The sequence below is a fragment of the Listeria grayi DSM 20601 genome (assembly GCF_000148995.1).
GTDB lineage: Bacteria > Bacillota > Bacilli > Lactobacillales > Listeriaceae > Listeria > Listeria grayi.
This window is the reverse complement of record NZ_GL538353.1, coordinates 851,424-870,926: the sequence shown is the minus strand read 5'-3', so window position 1 is coordinate 870,926 and position 19,503 is coordinate 851,424. Positions and strand designations below refer to the sequence as shown.

Annotated in this window: 16 protein-coding genes; all 16 read right to left on the bottom strand. The window is 41.1% G+C overall.

Features of this window, described 5'->3' with window-relative positions; genetic code table 11:
• Nucleotides 1-92: 92 nt before the first annotated feature.
• The gene (locus tag HMPREF0556_RS11755; protein WP_003758888.1) at nucleotides 93-992 is read right to left on the bottom strand and encodes a phosphate ABC transporter substrate-binding protein; all 900 of its coding nucleotides are present in this window, start codon (nucleotides 990-992) and stop codon (nucleotides 93-95) included.
• Nucleotides 993-1,206: 214 nt separating this feature from the next.
• Nucleotides 1,207-1,866, bottom strand: a complete 660-nt coding sequence (locus HMPREF0556_RS11750; RefSeq protein WP_003758885.1) for a TetR/AcrR family transcriptional regulator — start codon at nucleotides 1,864-1,866, stop codon at nucleotides 1,207-1,209.
• A 14-nt stretch (nucleotides 1,867-1,880) separates the two neighbouring features.
• Nucleotides 1,881-3,017 carry an ABC transporter permease gene (locus tag HMPREF0556_RS11745; RefSeq protein ID WP_036105646.1) on the bottom strand — a complete coding sequence of 379 codons (1,137 nt, stop codon included), beginning with the start codon at nucleotides 3,015-3,017 and terminating at the stop codon, nucleotides 1,881-1,883.
• On the bottom strand, nucleotides 3,017-3,736 hold the full coding sequence (locus tag HMPREF0556_RS11740) for an ABC transporter ATP-binding protein (protein WP_003758879.1): 720 nt from the start codon (nucleotides 3,734-3,736) through the stop codon (nucleotides 3,017-3,019). The genes HMPREF0556_RS11745 and HMPREF0556_RS11740 overlap by 1 nt, the downstream gene beginning before the upstream one ends.
• 132 nt (nucleotides 3,737-3,868) lie before the next feature.
• The gene (gene pnpS / locus HMPREF0556_RS11735; RefSeq protein WP_003758876.1) at nucleotides 3,869-5,644 is read right to left on the bottom strand and encodes a two-component system histidine kinase PnpS; all 1,776 of its coding nucleotides are present in this window, start codon (nucleotides 5,642-5,644) and stop codon (nucleotides 3,869-3,871) included.
• A complete protein-coding gene (locus tag HMPREF0556_RS11730) occupies nucleotides 5,644-6,351 on the bottom strand; it encodes a response regulator transcription factor (RefSeq protein ID WP_003758874.1) in 708 nt (235 codons plus the stop codon). Before HMPREF0556_RS11730 ends, pnpS begins: the two co-directional genes overlap by 1 nt.
• Before the next feature lie 133 nt (nucleotides 6,352-6,484).
• Nucleotides 6,485-7,660 carry a S1C family serine protease gene (locus HMPREF0556_RS11725; protein WP_003758872.1) on the bottom strand — a complete coding sequence of 392 codons (1,176 nt, stop codon included), beginning with the start codon at nucleotides 7,658-7,660 and terminating at the stop codon, nucleotides 6,485-6,487.
• A gap of 21 nt (nucleotides 7,661-7,681) precedes the next feature.
• A complete protein-coding gene (cls, locus tag HMPREF0556_RS11720; RefSeq protein ID WP_003758870.1) occupies nucleotides 7,682-9,130 on the bottom strand; it encodes a cardiolipin synthase in 1,449 nt (482 codons plus the stop codon).
• 152 nt (nucleotides 9,131-9,282) lie between these two features.
• A complete protein-coding gene (locus HMPREF0556_RS11715; protein ID WP_040486887.1) occupies nucleotides 9,283-10,608 on the bottom strand; it encodes a murein hydrolase activator EnvC family protein in 1,326 nt (441 codons plus the stop codon).
• Nucleotides 10,609-10,717: 109 nt separating this feature from the next.
• On the bottom strand, nucleotides 10,718-11,971 hold the full coding sequence (locus HMPREF0556_RS11710) for an NlpC/P60 family protein (protein ID WP_003758866.1): 1,254 nt from the start codon (nucleotides 11,969-11,971) through the stop codon (nucleotides 10,718-10,720).
• A gap of 74 nt (nucleotides 11,972-12,045) precedes the next feature.
• The gene (gene ftsX, locus HMPREF0556_RS11705) at nucleotides 12,046-12,930 is read right to left on the bottom strand and encodes a permease-like cell division protein FtsX (protein WP_036105629.1); all 885 of its coding nucleotides are present in this window, start codon (nucleotides 12,928-12,930) and stop codon (nucleotides 12,046-12,048) included.
• Nucleotides 12,920-13,606 carry a cell division ATP-binding protein FtsE gene (gene ftsE / locus HMPREF0556_RS11700; protein ID WP_003758860.1) on the bottom strand — a complete coding sequence of 229 codons (687 nt, stop codon included), beginning with the start codon at nucleotides 13,604-13,606 and terminating at the stop codon, nucleotides 12,920-12,922. Before ftsE ends, ftsX begins: the two co-directional genes overlap by 11 nt.
• Before the next feature lie 374 nt (nucleotides 13,607-13,980).
• Nucleotides 13,981-14,844 carry a YitT family protein gene (locus HMPREF0556_RS11695; protein ID WP_003758859.1) on the bottom strand — a complete coding sequence of 288 codons (864 nt, stop codon included), beginning with the start codon at nucleotides 14,842-14,844 and terminating at the stop codon, nucleotides 13,981-13,983.
• Between the two features lie 10 nt (nucleotides 14,845-14,854).
• Nucleotides 14,855-15,956, bottom strand: a protein-coding gene (prfB, locus tag HMPREF0556_RS11690) for a peptide chain release factor 2 (protein ID WP_139028115.1) whose coding sequence is annotated in 2 segments (ribosomal slippage) — nucleotides 14,855-15,883 and nucleotides 15,885-15,956 — 1,101 coding nt in all. Because the reading frame shifts where the segments join, the coding sequence is not laid out codon by codon here.
• Nucleotides 15,957-16,220: 264 nt separating this feature from the next.
• Nucleotides 16,221-18,734: a preprotein translocase subunit SecA gene (secA, locus tag HMPREF0556_RS11685; protein WP_003758854.1), complete on the bottom strand. Its 2,514-nt coding sequence runs from the start codon at nucleotides 18,732-18,734 to the stop codon at nucleotides 16,221-16,223.
• Between the two features lie 183 nt (nucleotides 18,735-18,917).
• Nucleotides 18,918-19,487, bottom strand: a complete 570-nt coding sequence (gene hpf / locus HMPREF0556_RS11680) for a ribosome hibernation-promoting factor, HPF/YfiA family (RefSeq protein WP_003758852.1) — start codon at nucleotides 19,485-19,487, stop codon at nucleotides 18,918-18,920.
• Between the last annotated feature and the right edge of the window lie 16 nt (nucleotides 19,488-19,503).

Sequence of the window (19,503 nt, the reverse complement as noted above, 5' to 3'; positions counted from 1 at the left end):
TTGCGTAAGCTCCTTTCTTGCTCCCCTGTTTCTAAATAAATGAAGCGTCTATCCCTCCTATCGCTGGAAGGATAGACGTTCAGTTGGAATTTTTATTTTACGTCTGTTACTTTGCCGTCTGTTGTTCTTTCTACTTTCATGGACTTGATGGATTGGTAACCTAATTTGCCTACTAGCGAATCTTGAACATCACCGGAAAGCATGTAGTCGATGAATGTTTTAGTTAAGCCTTTTGCTTCACCATTCGTGTACATGTGTTCATATCCCCAAACTTTCCAATCGTTCGTTGCCACGTTGTCTTCTGTTGGTTTCACGTTGTCGATCGATACGCCAACTACGGAATCATCAATGTAAGAGAATGCTAGGTAGCTGATAGAACCTTTTGTTTCAGTAACGATTTTACGAACAGTTCCTGAAGAATCTTGTTCTTGTGCTTTGACCGGAGTTGCACCTTTTAATGCCCATTTTTCGAAAACAGCACGAGTACCGCTTCCTTCAGCACGGTTGATGATCGTGATTTTTTCATCTTTCCCGCCAACTTCTTTCCAGTTTTTCACTTTACCAGTGAAAACATCGATCAATTGTTTTTGAGATAAGTTTGTGATGCCTGTGTCTTTGTTTACTACAGGAGCCATACCAACAACTGCAACTTTGTGATCTACGATTTTAGAAGCGTCTACGCCATCTTTTTCTTCTGCGAATACATCTGAGTTACCGATATCGACTGCGCCTTGTTGTACTTGTGTAAGTCCAGTACCAGAACCGCCGCCTTGTACGTTAACTTGTGCTTTCGGGTTTTTGCTAGTGAAATCTTTGGATGCTGCTTCTACTAATGGTTGTAATGCTGTAGAGCCGACTGCTGTGATCGTTCCGGATGTATCTGATTTCTTGCTATCTGCTTTTGAAGAATTCGAACCACTATTTCCACATGCACTGAAAATAAGTAGTACTGCTCCCAATAATGCCACTATCCCAAATAAACGTTTTCTCATTTTTTATTTCCCACCTTAATTAGTTTTAGTAGTTAGTTCTTACAGTCTTTACTATAAAGTAGCAGCGTTAAGGCATTATGTAGCAAATGTTAAGATAATGTAAATGTTAAAATTTATATCGATATTCTGTAAATTTCGTTACAGAAACTATTCAAAACATTGCGTTTGCAATTAAAAAAGGACACCGGCGCTGTGCCCATGTCCTGCTTGGTCATTATTTCTTTACGATTCCCTTCGTTATATAAAGAATCGTGTTTTCTACTTCAACTTCATCTTCCCAAGAAATATTTGGAGCGAGGAAGAAACGAGTGAGCAGAAAACCGATCACATTAGTTAATATCGCCCGCAGAATCGTATCATCTGGCAAATCGACCAACTCTCCTTGCGCCTTGTAATGCTGGATGATTTTTACTAAAGTCGGTTTGACTCTGGTGGAAAAAATACCGATGAACCGCTCGCGCAGATCCTCTTGATAAAAAAGCTCCATGGCGAATATTTTAATGATCTGGCTATTTTCATCTACAAAAGCAAAACGATTTTTGATAATTTCCCTCAAAAATGAAGCAAAGCTTGGATACGCCTGGATCAATACTTCGCTTTTAAACTCTTCGGCAACTGGCGGCACGATCTTTCCAAGAATAGCAGGTGTGGTAATTGCCTGCAAGAGTTCTTTTTTAGTTTTATAGTGGCGAAATACCGTCCCTTCTGCTACATCTGCCAGCTTGGCGATCTCACTTGTACTTGTTGCCGCATAACCTTTTTCTGCAAAAAGAGCAATTGCAGCTATAAGAATATTTTTTTGTTTTGGGCTTAACTGTTTTTCTTCTTCTGCTGCCTCTAACACCAACTGCAGTAAATTTATTTTTTCCGCCACACTGATCCCTCTTTCTACATTTTTCGATATTTTTTAAGTGCAAACATATTTAAAATCAAAAAACCAATCGCAAAAAGTAATAATATGCCTATATCATATTGAATCGCTGAGAACCCTTGTCCTTTTATCATAACAGCTTGCAAAGCATCTGCACCATAATAAAATGGCATGATGTGAGCGATCCACTGAAGCCAGTTTGCCATTCCTTCGATCGAAAAGATGCCACAAAACAATACTTGCGGTACGATCACGATCGGAATAAATTGAATGATTTGGAATTCGCTGCTGGCAAAGGTCGAAAGCAACATCCCCAGCGCCATGGATACAAATGCCAATAATAGTGTGATCAGCAGGACGTACCAGATCGAACCATTTGCGATCATCCCCAATACGTTGACCGCATAAAAAACCACCAGCACCGATTGGATAACGGCAAAGATACCAAAACCAATCAGATATCCAAGTTCCAATTCGAACCGCTTGATCGGCGTCACCATCAATCTCTCCAATGTTCCAGTGGTTCGCTCCCTCAAGAATGAGATTCCTGCGATCAGAAAGACGAAGAAGAAAACAAAGAAGCCGATGAAGATTGGCGCGATCGTGTCGAAATAGCTAGTATCTTTATCTCCATATACATAGTTAGTATGGACCTTGAGATGTTGCGGTTTGCTGATTTTCGGCTGTTTGAGCTGTGGCCCTTGTGGAAGTTGTTTGACAACTTGCTGCAATTCCTTAATTGTTTGTGTCATTTCTTTCGTTGTCGCAGTAAATTGCTTTTGTTCGCTCTTTTTCAATGCTTGCTGAAATTTCTGCGCGATTTCTTTGGTTTTATTCGGGTCGTCGTTTTGAAAAGTAAGCGTGAGCGTCTTCCCTTTTTTGATGATCACGGCATCATAGTCATTTTCTTTGATGAGCTTGTCCGCGGAAACATCGGAAGAAATCGTTTTTAGCGTCATATCTGTATCCCGCAGTGTTTTTGTAAAAGTGGCGGATAATCCTTGAATCCCGACATTCGGTGTAATGCTGTCACTTTGAAATAAAAAGTGAAGTAGTGTAAGTAAGAGTAATGGTGCTAAAAACAGAAGCGCCAATGTGCGCTTGTCGCGGCGAAATTGATTCATGATCCGTTTTACAATGGCTGCGATCCGCATCATTCATCCCTCCCAAATCTCAAAAATGCTTCTTCCAATTCAGCGCTATGCGTCTGCTCTTTCAGCGCTTGCGGCGAGCCAGTCGCGATAACGCAGCCTTCTCGGATCATTGTCAACCGGTCGCATTTTTCCGCTTCATCCATGACATGCGTCGTTACCAAGATCCCTTTGCCACTCTCTTTCAACTTTCGTAATTCTTCCCAGATCGACTTGCGGAGTTCGGGATCGATTCCAACTGTCGGCTCATCTAATATCAAAACGGCTGGGTCAACGAGTAGAGCAATCGCCAATGACAGACGTCTTTTCATACCACCGGAAAAATCTGCCACTCTTTTCTTCATTTCTGCGGTCAATCCAACTATTTCCGCAGCATAGGTGATTCTTTCTTTTTTATATGTTTTTTTTAAGCCATAAAGCGACGCGAAGAAATCCAAATTTTCATACGCAGTCAATTCGGTGTATAAGGCATCCGATTGTGCCATATACCCGATCTTCTTCATTACTGTTAAGGTCGGCATCTTGGCATCCAGCACTATCACTTCTCCACTGCTCGCCTTTTCCATCCCGATGATCGCTTTCACCAGTGTTGTTTTCCCGGCACCGGAAGGCCCAATCAGCCCGTAGATTTCACCTTGCTTTACTTGAATCGCAACATCCTTTAAAATTTGTTTCTTTTGAAATTTAATATTGAGGTTGTTTGTTTCGATCAATATGCTCACCTTTCATCCCTCCATCTACTAAAATGAGTGATTACTCACTTACATTCTAAAAGATATAGATAAGAATGTAAAGCGTTATTATTTTTAGGTATCAAAAAAGACGCGAGATGTATTATACCCCGCGCCTTTCTATTATTTTGTTTTTGGCAAGTGGATAGAAAAAGTCGTTCCCTCTCCTTCAACACTTGCTACTTCGATTCTTCCGCCCAGCTGTTCCGTCAAATGTTTCACGATCGAAAGTCCCAGTCCTGTTCCCCCGGAGTACCGGCTGCGCGCTTTATCCACGCGATAAAAGCGTTCAAATACTCGCTCGATCTCTTTAGCTGGTATTCCAATTCCATTATCTGCCACCGTAAACAGGACTTCATGCGGGCTTTCTTCCACATCAACTTTCACTGTTCCATTTTCCGGCGTATACGCCACCGCATTGGAAACCAGATTGATGATGATTTGTTTCAATTTGTCATTATCCGTTTCGATTGGCAGTGGTTTAGCTGCATGCGGTAAGACTAAATCAATGTTTTTTTGCTTGGCTGATTCGGTCACTGTCTGCGCTGCTTCTGTGATGGTCTGGTAAATATCGACCACTTCTTGATTGATAGGCAAGGCATGCTGCTCGATCCTTGATAACGCTAAAATGTCTAAAATCAGTCGATGGAGCCTGTCGCTCTCATCTTTCATGATACCTAGGAATTTTTTCAAGAGTGCTTCATCATACATCGCGCCATCCAAGAGCGTTTCCGCAAAACCTTTGAGCGCAGTAACGGGTGTTTTGAGTTCGTGCGAAACATTCGTGACAAATTCTGTCCGAACATTTTCCAAATGCTTGATTTGGGTGATATCATGTAGCAGCAGGATCAATCCGGTTATCTCCCCTTGATCAGTCAGAATCGGCGATACGTTGGCGTCTAATGTCATCTCTTTCGGGAAATATAGCGTGATCTCTTCGCGTTGTAATGATTTCGTCTGAATGGCTGCTTCTACTAATTGGGTAAGTGCAAAGCTTTTGATGACCTCGTAGTAATATTTGCCAGCGATAGAAGGTGTATCAAGCAACTCGTACATCATTTTATTTGTCATGATGACCATCTTGTCATTATTTATCAGCATAACGCCGCTGACAAGATTTTGGAGAACCGCAGTCAAACGTTGTTCATTTTGCTTGATTGCCTGCATTTGTGATTCCAAGCTTTCTGCTAAAGCATTGACACTTATAGCCAAGTCTTGGAGTTCCCCACTCGCACGGCCTCGGATACGGCTGTTATAACGATGTTGCGCCAGGTTTTCAGATACTTCGATGATCTCTTGGACCGGTTTAGTTACTCGTCTTGCGATCCACAAGCTAATTAATGCAATAATGATTATCGCTACTCCAAAGACGATCGCTAAGTTTTCCCATAATTGAAAAACAGCTTTTTCGACCGAATCCAGCGATACCGATACTCGAACCACACCGGTGATCTGGTCATTATGCAGGATCGGAACAGCTACATACAACATCCCATAGCCCAATGTATGACTGCGATGTGTTGCTACGCCTAGATCTTCGCCACTTTTTAAAATCGCTCGAACTTCCGGCCGATTAGCATGATTTTCCAGTTTAGCAGGATCTTTTTTCGTATCCGCCAGCACTTTCCCATTTTTATTGATAACGGTGATACGAGCTTCGACTTTCTTGTTAAAAGGCATGAGTTGCTTCTGCAATGCTGCTCCATCACCTTGCAGATCTGTACTATCTTCAAGACGACTTGACTCGATCAAGATACGTGCATCATCCTGCAGCTCTTTTTCCTTATTTTCAATATATGTAGTCCGAATAAATTCACCGGAAACAAATCCGATGCAGACAATAACGATAAAGAACAGACTGATAAAACTGACCCCTATCTTCATCCATAACTTTTTCATTATTTCATATTCTCCATTTTGTAACCGAAGCCGCGGATCGTTTTGATGTAAAGCGGACGTTTCGTATCCGGTTCCACTTTTTCCCGCAAATGGCTGACATGAACATCAACGATCCGTGTTTCCCCAATATAATCATAGTTCCAAACCGCATCAAGAAGCTGATCACGAGAAAATACCTTACCTTTGTTGGTTGCTAGGAAAAGCAGCAGTTCGAATTCTTTCGGAGTAAGTTCTAAGAGTTGATCTCCGCGGTAAGCTTCATAACTCTCAGGGAAAATGTGTAAGTCTCCAATCGTTAATTCCGCCGTCGGGCTTTCGGTTTCCTCCGCAGCTTCCTTTCGGCTTTCCGTTCTGCGCATGATCGCTTTGATTCGAGCTACTACTTCACGCGGGCTGAATGGTTTTGTCAAATAGTCATCGGCCCCAAGCTCTAGTCCGATGATTTTATCCAGTTCTTCATCCTTCGCCGTTAGCATCAATATCGGTACATCGATTTTTTCCGAGCGTAATTTTTTAGTTACTTCGATTCCGTCCATTCCTGGCAGCATCAAATCAAGTACGATCAAATCAGGCTTTTCAGCAATGGCTAATTCGTATCCTTCTTGCCCGTCAGAAGCTGTAATAACCTCGAAACCTGCTTTTTCAATATTAAATTGTAATAATGTTACAATCGAAAGTTCATCATCTACTACAAGGATCTTCGTCATATCGGTTCTCCTTTATTCGTTCTTTTACTAAAATATAGCATGAATTTACAAATATGGTACCGAAAACACTTATTCTTTACACAAACTTAAAAAAAGTCGGTACTTATCATTTCCCCAGATAAGCACCGGCTTTCTATTTCGGTTCCACTAATAAAACGCCTAATTCATAAGACTCATTTTCATAAAGCGCCGTTTGCTCGATCCGCGGCTCTTGCTTCGTATCCAGTACTTTAAGCTTGCAGAAAGCGCGGTTGAGATTAAGTGCGGCGTAAAACTGTTCCCTATTCGCCACTTTTTTGCCATTCACTTCGACGATTTTATCGCCTGCTATCAAATTCATTCTTTCCGCTGGAGATCCTGCTTTTGCGCCTAAGAGCATAAGACCATCTGCTTGTGGAGCGTAGCGTTTTGGTAAATGTCGATCACGTCTGGTCTGCATGATTGAGATTACGATCCTACCGATGATCGCAACAAGCGCTGCAGCCAATGTAAGGATCGGCCAAACAAAGCTCAACCCGGCCAATATTGCTACCACGATCGCCAGTAACAAGACATGTTTCGCTAATCTTCTCACAGCTTGAACAGGCTCTTCCCCTTGCACCTCCATTTGATACCCGAAAGCAAAAGGAACGATCACTAATGCGAAGGTATGTGACCCGATCGATAAGACCGGCCACCAGTCAAACAGGCCTACAATGACACTTCCGGGGATGAATAAAACGACCGGAATAAACCACAATTTTTTCAATTGGAAAGCACCTATTAATTTGCCACGCCGGCTTTTGCGTAATGTCGGCATGTTTCCTTTGCGCTTCGTCACAAAAATCAGCAATGCTTCCGCGAAGAGAAATACGCTCAGCAGCACAGTCAACGAGAGCATCAACGGATCCTCCAAAACTGCCCCTTTTTTACTAGGGAATCCTATCAATGCCGGAATCTCCCATTTATTGAACAGTAAAATGTAAAAAAGCAAATTCGTTACACCAAGTAAGATCGCCGCTGAATGCAATCGGAAAGCAAATATCAGCAAACTGATGACACTTACGCAGTTGAACAGCACCAGCCATTCATATGTAACGGTTCCTCCAACCACGATACTGATAATAGAAATCACCAGTCCGACTAATAGTCCGTAGCCAAATAATCGTTTCAGTTCTTGCCCCGCAGGAGCGATCCCCACGTGGAAATATCTTCGTTCTTGTCTTACGCGTCTATAGCCTACTAGCAGCGTAGCCAACACAGTAATATAGAGTACTGGCTGCATAAACAATCTGCCGATCATTGCGAGAATTTCTATCCATAAGTTCATGCGGATTCCAGCCTTTCTTTTTTATAGTATAGGAGATAATAACCGACTTACCGCTTCTTTGAATTTGATCCAAAGCGAACGGCTGACATAAAGTTCCTTTGTCAGTTGATAAGACTTCAAGATATCTTCCAAATAAATATCCTCTAATTGCTGTACCAGTTTTTTATCATAAATAAAAGCATTGACTTCAAAATTCAACCGGAAACTTCTAAAATCCATATTGGCAGTACCGACAGAAGCGATCTCGCCGTCGACTACCATTGTTTTAGCATGGATGAAGCCATTATCATAAATAAAGATCTTCGCACCAGTTTCAATAAGTTCACCGATATAACTCGTCGTCGCCCGATATACGAAGGCATGATCCGGCTTATTAGGGATCATGATGCGTACATCTACGCCAGATAAAGAAGCGATTTTCAGCGCTTCCAACAAACTCGCATCCGGAATAAAGTAAGGCGTTTGCAGATAAATATATTTTTTCGCCGAATTGATCATTTTGATATAACCGTTCTTGATCTGCTGCCAATCGGAATCTGGTCCGCTTGAAACGATCTGCATGCTAGACTGCCCTTCTCCGTAGAATGCTGGGAAATAACGGGATTTATAATCTAGTTTCTGCAGCGGCTTCGCTGAATTCCAATCCATGATGAATCGCGTTTGCATCGCATAGACCGCTTTTCCACTCACACGCAAATGTGTATCGCGCCAATAGCCGAATTTCTTCGCTAGTCCGAGGTACTCCTCCCCAATATTGAACCCACCAATATAACCAGTCTTTCCATCGATGATCGCCAGCTTACGGTGATTGCGATAGTTCAGTCGGAAATTGATAAGCGGAAATTTAGAGGGGAAAAACGGATGCACTTCTCCGCCATTTTTCACTAATTGTTTAAAAAAAGATTTCTTTGTTGTTCTGGAACCCATTGCATCATAAACGACCTTCACGTTTAAGCCTTGAGCTGCCTTACGCTCCAGTACTTCCAAAATACGTTTCCCTAAATTATCCGAGCGGAACGTATAATATAGCAAATGGATATGATCGGTGGCATTTTCCATATCGCGCACCAATGCATCAAATTTTTCGTGTCCGTCGACAAAAATATCGACATCATTATCTTGCGTTAAAATTGCCCCATCATTGACAAGCAGTAAATAAATCAAATCACGATGTTTCTTAACATTGTCATCGCTGAATGGAAATTCTTTCTGGCGGATCAAATCGATTTGATTCGCGGTCGACTCTTTCAAGCCGATTTTTTCCTGACCTTTCCAATCAAATATTTTTTTCCTTGATAACTTTCTGCCGAATATCAAATAGATGAGAAACCCCAATATTGGAATAAAAGTCAATACTAGAAGCCATGCCCATGTCGCAGATGTATCACGTCTTTCCAAAAAGACAGTAACGGCTGCAAAGAACACGTTCAGCACTAATAAAACCACTAAAAACAAAGCTACTATCCCCATTGTGTTCCCCTTTCCCTAATTATAACTGTTCCTTTTATAATAGCATAAAATAATATCATTATGTTAAAACTTTCAGAAAAACAGTTTCGTGTTTATGCAAAAAAATGGCCCTTTGGATCAAATAACATCCAAAAAGCCATTTTCCCGATTTTTTATAGGTACGGTGCAGGATTGACCGGTACACCATTTTTATGGATTTCAAAATGCAGATGCTGACCAGTCGCTTGACCAGTCGCTCCCATGATCCCGATTTCTTGGCCTTGGCTCACGTGCTGCCCTGCTGTCACCTTTAGGCTTCCAGCTTTCATGTGTCCGTAAAGCGTTTGGTAGCCGTTGCCATGATTGATTTCTACGACATAACCATAACCGCCATAACCACTTCCGGAAACTCCAAATCCAGCAAAAACCACTGTTCCAGAAGCTGCTGCATGGATAGGAACCGTTCCACCTGTAGCGATATCCTGTCCTTTATGCGATTCATGCTGACCAGTTACTGGATTAGTCCGATCGCTGAATGGCGATGTCAGCATACCAGCAGCTGGCTTAATAAACATACCATTACCACTGTTATCCGCTGTTTTTTCCGTGCTGCTGGAAGATGAGCCCGCACTACGCGCAACCGTGTCATGCTGTTGGACTGTCTGCTGTTTAGATTCATCAGCTGCTTTTGCCGCTTTCTTCTCTGCTTCTGCTTGTCGTTTTGCTTCAGCAATTCGAGATTTTTCTGAAGTAAGTGCTGAAGCCACTTGCGATTCTGCTTCATTTAAAGAACCTTTTTGACTTTCTAAAGTAGCTTTTTCACTTTGTGATAAATGTTTTTTCTTCGCCAGGTTTAGGATCAAATCGTTTTTTTCTAATTTTTGACTTTCCATATTATTTCGAGCGATCTTGACCTCTTCTGCCAGCTGTTTCACTTTTGCAAGTTGTTTCTTTTCTTTTTCTTGCGTATCTTTCAAATCATTCTTATCTCGATTTTGCTCATCCATGATCGTTTTATCAGCTTTCACGATTGTTGTTACGATTCCAACGCGGTCGATCAGATCACTAAAATCATCCGAATCCATCAAGAGGGATAAGTAATTATCTGCTGTTCCGTTTTTTTGCAACGTCCGAGCGCGCTCATTGAGTACTTCTTGACGTGCCTTGATTTCTTTTTTCAAAGCTTGGATCTTATCCGCGATTCGTTTGATCTCTTGTTTTTCTTTTGTAACCGCTTCTTGCTGTTTCTTTAATTTTAAATTCGTTTTTTCGATATTCTCAAGTAATTCATTCAAATCCTTGGAAGCATCTTTCTTTTGTTCTTCTAATTTGTCGATTTCCGATTGTTTTTCTTGCGTTTCTTTATCTAAATTCGTTTTTTTGTCTTTAATAGATTCCTGCTTTTTCTCCAAATCACCTATAGTGGCAGCTTGTGCGTTAAAAGGCTGAAACATAAGTCCAACACTCAAAAAAGCAAGCAATCCAATATGTAAAATCAATTTTTTCATAACTCGTTCCTTTCTATTTTGCCGAAAAATAAAAAGTACCCCTGAAAATTCGCAAAGGTACTTTTCTATTTTTAAAATTCACATTAATTGGTCTTACTTATTAGAAATTTGCTACGCGACCGTAACCAACTAAATATTTAGCCCAATATCCGCTTGTGATGTTATCGTATTTTACGCCATCATTTTGCGCATTGATCATTGTTCCACCGCCAACGTAGATCCCAACGTGAGCGATTCCTCCACCGTAGCTGAAGAATACTAAGTCACCTGGTTTGGCTTGGCTTGCACTGATTTTTGTTGCTGCGCCATATTGTGCACCAGAAGTTCTTGGAAGAGAAATTCCAGCGGCACGGAAAGCATGTTGTGTGAATCCAGAACAGTCAAATGCGTCCGGTCCAGTTGCTCCTAAACGGTAGCTCTTTCCTAGTTGTGCTTTTGCATCTGCGATCATTGCTCCGTAACCTTTTCCTGCTGGAGCGCTCGAATTGTCGCCGCCTGAGTTAGATGAAGAGCTTGTATTGCTAGTGCTTTTTGAATTGTGTGAAGCGCTTGAGTTAGAAGAGCTGTTATCGTTGTTAGAAGTATGTGTGACAGCAGGTGTATTATCGGAATCATTTTCTTGTGTTGTTGCTACTGCTTTGGTTGCTTCTTCTAATGCTTTTGCTTTTTCTTCTGCTGCTTTTGCTTGCTTGTTACGTTCGCTTACAAGACCAGCTTTTTCGTTTTCAGCTTTTGCTTGTTCAGCAGCAATGCTCGCTACTAAAGCTTCTTTTTTCGCTTTTTGGCTTTCAATGCTGTTTTGTTCTTCTTCGTATTTTTGAATAGCAGTTTGTTGTTCCGCTTGTTTTTCTTTTACGGAATCTTGTTTCGCTTTAAGTTCGTTCACATCTTTTTGTTGTTCTTCTAATATTGATTTGTCAGAGGAAACTAATTGATTTACAGCAGATACACGGTTGATCAAATCAGATAAGTTTTCGGAATTGATAATGATGTCCACATACGTATTTGAGTTAGAAGTTTTTTGCATCGCACGTGCGCGTTCTTTTAAAACTTCTTGGCGTTGTTGGATACGTTCATTGATAACTTTAATTTGTTGGTTCAATTCTTTTAATTCTTTACTTGTTTGATCGAATTTCACTTGTAAAGATTTTGCATTTTCTTTAGTTTTTTCGATTTTAGTAATCAGATCAGATAATGTACTTTGTAAATCATCCTTTTTAGATTTCAAACTATCGATTTTGCTGTCTTTTGCTTGGATATCCTTGTTGATGTCCGCAAAAGCGTTTGTTGTGAACGCTGGTGTTAAACTAATGACTGCTGCAAGTGAAAGTGCTACAAATGCATTTTTTTTCAATTAATTTACCTCCTAAAGCTCCCTAGCCTTATTGTTTTATTTTCGTTTACACGGGTATATACCTACTATTAAAATTAAACTTTCAAGAATCTGCGAATGGAAATCGCGCTGCCCCAAATACCGATAACAACTCCGATAGCGATTACTAGACCGCTGATCTCATACGCGAATGGCGTCGGTGGTAATAGTGAAAGTGAACTGCTGGCTAATTTTGGATTTACGATACGATACGTATTGATATATCCAATGAATGTTAGGATAACCGGAATAATTGCTCCGATGAAACCTAGCCAAGCACCTTCCAAAATGAACGGCCACCTAATGAACCAGTTTGTTGCGCCAACTAATTTCATAATCTCGATTTCTCTTCTTCTAGAGAAGATAGCGATCTTGATCGTATTCGAGATCAGGAACATGGCTGTTAGTACCAAGCCGATACTTAAAACGATTCCACCATATCTTGCCCATTTAAGTGTGTTAAATAATTTATCAACTGTTTTCTTACCATAATCGACATTGTCGACATTTTTCAGTTGGTGGATTTCTTCGGCCACCATTTTCGTTTGTTCTGGTTTTTCAGCTTGAACCACAAAAACATCATAAAGCGGATTGTTTTGTTTGAAGAGGTTGAAGTTTTTGCCATAGAAGCCAACTAATTTTTTAAGTTGTTCTTCCTTGGAAGAAAAAGTGACTTTTTCAACTCCATTAAGCTGCTCGATTTGATTTTTCAATGTATCTTGTTCTGCTTGTTTCGCGCCGAGACTGATATGTACATTGATTTGTACGTTGTTCTCCACATCGGATGCAAGTTTATTGACGTTGAGCAAAATCGCGAAAAACACACTCACTAAGATCAACGTAACAGTTACTGCACTGGCTGCCGCAAATGTCATCCAGCCGTTCCGATAAATACTCTTGAAACTTTCTTTGACGTGTCGCCCAAATGTTCTAAATTTCATAGCCATATTCTCCTTGCTCTTCATCCCGTACGATTCGTCCATTTTCGATGGCGATAACACGATGTTTCAATGTGTTCACAATTTCTTTATTGTGCGTTGCCATTACGATGGTCGTTCCGCGATTGCTGATTTCTTCCAAGATATTCATGATCTCCCACGAAGTATCCGGATCCAAGTTTCCTGTAGGTTCGTCAGCTATCAAGACTTTGGGCATGTTGGCTATTGAACGGGCGATAGAGATACGCTGTTGTTCTCCACCTGACAGTTCATCCGGCAACATCCGAACTTTATGTTTCAAGTTTACTAAGTCCAGCACTTCCATGACACGTTCCTTGATAACGGCTGGCTCAGCTTCTACTACCTCCATTGCGTAGGCAATGTTTTCGTAGACGGTTTTGCTTTGGAGTAATTTGTAATCTTGGAAGACAACTCCAACGTGTCTACGAAGATATGGCACTTCCCGATTTTTCATATTGATCAGGTCAAAAGAATCTACTCTGATATTACCTTTCGTTGCACGTTCTTCACGATAGATCATCTTGATAAAAGTAGATTTCCCAGCTCCACTTGGTCCAACAACATAAACAAATTCACCTTGTTTTATATGTACATTGAGTCCGTTCGCAGCTGTAATGCCGTTTGGATATTTTTTATATACATCTTCCATGAGTATCATGTTATCACCTTGCTATGCCTTTCCTTTTTAGATTACTTAGCAATGCAAACCTGAGTTCTAGAAAGATATATATGTCTGCAGGGCATATCCCTGCATCACATGCTCCATTATACCATTCTAGTTTTTCATCTATAGGTTATTTACATTACAGTTATATGTCGCGCTTTACATTGACTGATTGATTTGTAACAAGTAATTTTTCATACTTTCAGAGCGGAACTTGGAAATTTCCACTGGTACCAATTGTACATGTTTTTACTAAGAATTAACATTACAACCACATTAAAAATGATTACAGTTGCTTCTCCCTTTTTTCGGGTAGTTATCGCGACTATAAAAAAAGCTTGAGACCATTGCGGTATCAAGCTTTTTCATTATAATGTAAATCCTTCTCCTAATACTTCGCTGGCGCTCATGACCACGACAAAGGCATTCGGATCGATTTCTTTGATCACTTCTTTTAAACGGGTAAATTCTCGTTGCTCGATCACGCAAAGCAGGATCTGCTTTTCATCATCTGTATAACCACCTTGCGCAGATAATCGGGTGATTCCGCGGTCGATTTTATAAAGCACTGCTTCCCGGATCGCATCTTGATTTTCTGAGATGATCAGGACAGATTTCGACTGGTTGAGACCTACTTGCACCAAATCGATGGTTTTACTAGTTGCGTATAGCGCAACTAACGCATAAAGTCCAGATTCCACGTCAAAAACAGCCATAGCCGTAACCACCACGAAGCCATCGATGAGCGCGACACATATACCTAAGGATAGATGCGTGTACTTATGCAATATTTGTGCGACAACATCTGTTCCGCCTGTCGAAGCTTTGCCACGGAAAACGATTCCCAATCCTGCTCCGACCAGCACGCCACCAAACAGAGCAGCAACGAGTGGCTGATGTGTCCACGTATCGAAATGCTGCGTCAGATAAACGAATAGTGGCAGTAGCATCGTTCCCACAAATGTCTTGATCCCAAACTGATAGCCCAAAAACAATACGCCTGCGATAAAGAGAGGGATATTAAACGCCCATTGAATAAATGCTGGTGTCCAGCCTGTAAGCGAGTTGAGAATCGTGCTTATCCCGCTTACACCGCCCGAAGCCACGTGGTTCGGTAGTAATAGCGTATTAAAAGCAATCGCAATTATAGCTGCTCCTATGATTACATATATATATTCCATCCATTTGGATACTATCCTTGCAGAGGACTTTTTACGACGTTTTTTATTCATTACTTACTCCTTAATTTATCTTTGAACGCAAGTAGGCGTTGATAAAGTCATCGATTTCCCCGTCCATGACAGCTTGTGTATTTCCGGTCTCGACTTCCGTGCGGTGATCTTTGACCATCGAATAAGGATGGAAAACGTATGAACGAATTTGACTACCCCATCCGATTTCTTTTTGTTCCCCACGAATCGCTGCAAGTTCTTGTTCTTTTTCTTCTTGTTCTTTTTGGTATAGTTTCGTTTTTAGCATTTTCATTGCTTGTTCCCGGTTTTTCAACTGTGAACGCTCTGATTGACAAGTAACCACGATCCCCGTCGGCAAGTGAGTCATCCGAACAGCTGAATCGGTCGTATTGATATGCTGTCCACCTGCACCAGTAGCGCGGTAAGTATCGATTTTCAAATCTTCAGGGCGCACTTCGATCTCGATATCATCATTCAATTCCGGCATCACATCTACCGAAACAAACGATGTATGACGACGGCCTGAAGAATCAAACGGCGAGATCCGTACTAAACGATGAATGCCTTTTTCTGCTTTTAAATAACCGTAAGCATTCAATCCTTTGATCAGCAGAGTGACACTTTTGATCCCAGCTTCATCGCCAGCTTGATAATCCAACATTTCAACCTTGAATCCTTTTTTATCGGCAAAGCGCTGATACATACGCAGCAACATCGATCCCCAATCTTGTGATTCTGTGCCGCCCGCGCCTGGATGAATTTCTAAGATCGCATTGTTTTTGTCATATGGCTCGCTTAAAATCATTTTCAATTCAAAATCTTTCAGTTCGCGGACAAACGTCTGCAACTCTTCTTCCACTTGCTCTTTTAGATCGGCATCTAGCTCTTCCCGTAAAAGCTCTAAGCTGACTTCCAGATTCTCCTGTTGTTCTTCTAATTGATGAAACGCTTGATACGTGTCTTTTAATCCATTAGCCTCATTGATGACCGTTTGAGCTCCTTGTTGATCATTCCAAAAACTCGGGTCCAGCATTTGATCTTCTAACTCGGCAATACGGGCTTCCATGCTTTCTAAGTCAAAGAGACCCCCTAAAGTCTTTGATTTGTACCGCCGTTTGTTCTAATTCATTACGAATATCCGCTAATTCCATTTCTATTTTCCACCTTTTGATTGTTATTTTAGGTTGCATACAGAAAGCGCCTTTTCTAAGGCGCTTCAGCTTGGCGAAAAACGCTCATCTTCGTCGTTAAAGCCTGCGTTCCGATGCTCACGTACACAAGTACGCTCCGCTTCGGTACTCAGCTTTGCCTAGAATCTAATCATTTTTCACCAAGCTGAAAACAGTAAAATAATGATTGAAATGGTGTTTTTCTTCAGTCTGAAGCGCCTTTTCTAAGGCGCTTTTCTATGTCGGCTAGTCTAGCTTACCATGACAGTTTTTGTACTTCTTGCCGCTGCCGCATGGGCAAGGGTCGTTGCGTCCGATGTGTTTGTCTTTTCTGATCGGTTGACGTTTTGCTTTTGGTTTTCCTTCTGACGGGTCGACTGCATCGCCTTTTGCCACTTGCTCCCGCTCAAGGTTTTGTTGGATCTCTGCTTTCATAATGTAGCGCGCCACATCTTCATCGATAGAATCGATCATTGTATCAAACATCGCAAATCCTTCAGATTGATATTCACGAAGCGGATCGATTTGACCGTAGGCACGTAAATGAATACCTTCTCGCAAGTGATCCATCGCATCAATATGATCTACCCATTTCGTATCGACTACACGAAGCAAGACTACTTTTTCAAATTCGTTAAACTCTTCTCGTGAAAGAAGTGTTTCTTTTTCATTATAGGCTTCTTTGATTTTTTCAAAGATAAAGTTTTGGATCTCTTCGCTATCTTTTTGTTTTAAATTATCCGTAGTGACAACGCCTTCTGGCAGCAGATTGGCATCTACATAATCAACGATCGCTTGTAGATTCCATTCCTCTTCTGGTTCATGACTGGAAGCATGAGCAGATACAATGCGGTTGATCGTCCGCTCGATCATCTGCTCAATGATCTCACGCAATCCATTGTCTGCATTGATAACTTCATAACGCTGTTTATAAATAACTTCACGTTGCTGACGCAAAACATCATCATATTGCAAGACTTGTTTACGGGAATCGAAGTTGTTTCCTTCTACACGTCTTTGCGCTGATTCTACAGCACGGCTAACCATTTTACTTTGGATCGCTTCATCACTCATGCCAAAGCGCTCCATCATGCTCTTCATGTTGTCCGACCCGAAACGACGCATCAATTCATCTTCCATAGAAAGATAGAATTGCGTTACACCTGGATCTCCTTGACGACCTGAACGACCACGCAACTGATTATCGATCCGGCGTGATTCATGACGTTCCGTACCGATAACCGCTAAACCGCCAGCTTCTACAGTACCTTCGCCAAGTTTAATATCCGTACCACGACCGGCCATATTGGTTGCGATCGTAACTGCACCTTTTTCACCCGCTTTGGCAATGATATCGGCTTCACGTTCATGCTGTTTTGCATTTAACACATCATGTTTTACGCCTTTGCGTTTTAGTTTTTGTGAAATCAATTCAGATGTTTCGATTGCTACCGTACCAACAAGAACTGGTTGACCATTGGCATGGCGTTCTGCAATGTCATCCACGACCGCACTGAATTTCGCATCCATGGTTGTATAGATCAAATCCGGTTTATCATCACGAATAATATCTTTATTCGTTGGGATCTCAATAACCCGCATGTTGTAGATATCGCGGAATTCTTCTTCTTCTGTTTTCGCTGTACCTGTCATCCCAGCTAATTTCTTATACATTCGGAAGTAGTTTTGGAAAGTGATCGTAGCCATCGTTTTCGATTCATTTTGAATCGTTACGCCTTCTTTAGCTTCTAAAGCTTGGTGTAATCCTTCGCTGAAGCGACGGCCTTTCATGATACGACCTGTAAATTGGTCCACGATCAGCACTTCGTCTTCTTGAACCACATAATCGACATCTAAGTCCATCGTGTAATTTGCTTTGAGTGCTTGCGCGATATGATGAAGAATCACCGTATTATCTAAATCAAAGAGGTTATCTACACCAAAATATTTTTCCCCTTTGGTCATTCCTTCTTCTGTTAATTGTACCGTTTTCGTCTTGATATCGACCGTAAAGTCAGTTTCTGCTGTTAAAGTTGTAACAAAAGAATTTGCCCGTACATAAAGCAGCGTAGATTTTTCTGCTTCTCCAGAAATAATCAGCGGTGTTCTCGCTTCATCGATAAGAATAGAATCGACTTCATCGATGATGGCAAAAGATAATGGCCGCTGAACCATTTCTTCTTTATAAACAACCATGTTATCACGCAGGTAATCGAATCCTAATTCGTTATTGGTATTATAGGTGATGTCAGCTAGATAAGCTTCTCGTTTTTCTTCACTGGACATAGAATTCAAGTTGAGTCCTACTCGCAAACCTAAGAAGTCGTAAAGCACACCCATTTCTTCTGCATCCCGGTGAGCCAAGTATTCATTGACCGTAACCACATGGACTCCTTCGCCAGAAAGCGCGTTTAAATAAACCGGCAATGTAGCTGTCAACGTTTTACCTTCACCAGTTTTCATTTCTGCAATATTACCCTCATGCAGCACGATGCCACCCATGAGCTGAACACGGAACGGATACAAGCCGAGTGCTCGTTTTGCGCCTTCGCGAGCAACCGCGAACGCCTCTACTAATAAATCATCTAAGGTCTCTCCATTTGCAAAACGCGCTTTGAATTCATCTGTTTTTCCGCGTAGTTGTTCATCAGATAGGCTTGCTGTTTCATCTGCTAATGCTTCTATTTGATCTGCCTTTTTCTCCAAATATTTTAAATCCTTTTTCCCAGATTCAAAAATTCGTTTTAATAAACCTGCCATTTTGATTCTCCTCTTCTGTTTCAACTTTATCCTGTCTTATATAAATTCTCGTTCATTTTTTCGATATGCTCCTTAATTTTATCACTAAACACGCAGAAAAGACAACATAATGATTAATTCACTTACTAGAAAAACGCCTTACCAATCAATCAGGTAAGGCGTCGCATTATTTTTAAAAATCACTCAGTCTGCTTCTGTTTCGATCAGACCATACTTCCCGTCTTTGCGTTTATATACAATGTTGGTTCCATTTGTCTCTGCATCGTTGAATACAAAGAAATTATGCCCCAACAAATTCATTTGCAAAACTGCTTCTTCGCTATCCATTGGTTTTAGAGAAAAACTCTTTGTTCTCACGATTTCAATATCATAATCGCTGTCCGTTTCTTCAGACGGCGTGCTATCATTGATCTCCGAAAATGCAAAGTAGTCTTTTTCGCTGCCTTTATCTCGGAATTTTCGGTTAACTTTCGTTTTATGCTTCCGGATTTGCCGTTCTAATTTATCTGCGATCAAGTCAACGCTTGCATACAAGTCACCATTTGTTTCTTCCGCACGTAATACTAGATTGGGAAGTGGGATTGTCACTTCGACCTTTGCACTCTTATCGGAATAAACTTTCAAATTGACGTGTACGTTTGCGTCTGGTGTTTCATTGAAGTATCTTTCTAATTTATCGATTTTCTTTTCCACATAATCTCGGATCGGTTCTGTAACTTCAATATTCTCACCACGAATGTTGTACTTAAGCATAGCAATTCCTCCTTTG

What these genes read in the sequence shown, in the direction of transcription:
- hpf (WP_003758852.1), bottom strand. Translation starts at nt 19,487, where the DNA reads ATGCTTAAGTACAACATTCGTGGTGAGAATATTGAAGTTACAGAACCG.
- secA (WP_003758854.1), bottom strand. Translation starts at nt 18,734, where the DNA reads ATGGCAGGTTTATTAAAACGAATTTTTGAATCTGGGAAAAAGGATTTA.
- HMPREF0556_RS11745 (WP_036105646.1), bottom strand. Translation starts at nt 3,017, where the DNA reads ATGCGGATCGCAGCCATTGTAAAACGGATCATGAATCAATTTCGCCGC.
- HMPREF0556_RS11695 (WP_003758859.1), bottom strand. Translation starts at nt 14,844, where the DNA reads ATGAATAAAAAACGTCGTAAAAAGTCCTCTGCAAGGATAGTATCCAAA.
- HMPREF0556_RS11725 (WP_003758872.1), bottom strand. Translation starts at nt 7,660, where the DNA reads ATGAACTTATGGATAGAAATTCTCGCAATGATCGGCAGATTGTTTATG.
- ftsX (WP_036105629.1), bottom strand. Translation starts at nt 12,930, where the DNA reads ATGAAATTTAGAACATTTGGGCGACACGTCAAAGAAAGTTTCAAGAGT.
- ftsE (WP_003758860.1), bottom strand. Translation starts at nt 13,606, where the DNA reads ATGATACTCATGGAAGATGTATATAAAAAATATCCAAACGGCATTACA.
- pnpS (WP_003758876.1), bottom strand. Translation starts at nt 5,644, where the DNA reads ATGAAAAAGTTATGGATGAAGATAGGGGTCAGTTTTATCAGTCTGTTC.
- cls (WP_003758870.1), bottom strand. Translation starts at nt 9,130, where the DNA reads ATGGGGATAGTAGCTTTGTTTTTAGTGGTTTTATTAGTGCTGAACGTG.
- HMPREF0556_RS11755 (WP_003758888.1), bottom strand. Translation starts at nt 992, where the DNA reads ATGAGAAAACGTTTATTTGGGATAGTGGCATTATTGGGAGCAGTACTA.
- HMPREF0556_RS11730 (WP_003758874.1), bottom strand. Translation starts at nt 6,351, where the DNA reads ATGACGAAGATCCTTGTAGTAGATGATGAACTTTCGATTGTAACATTA.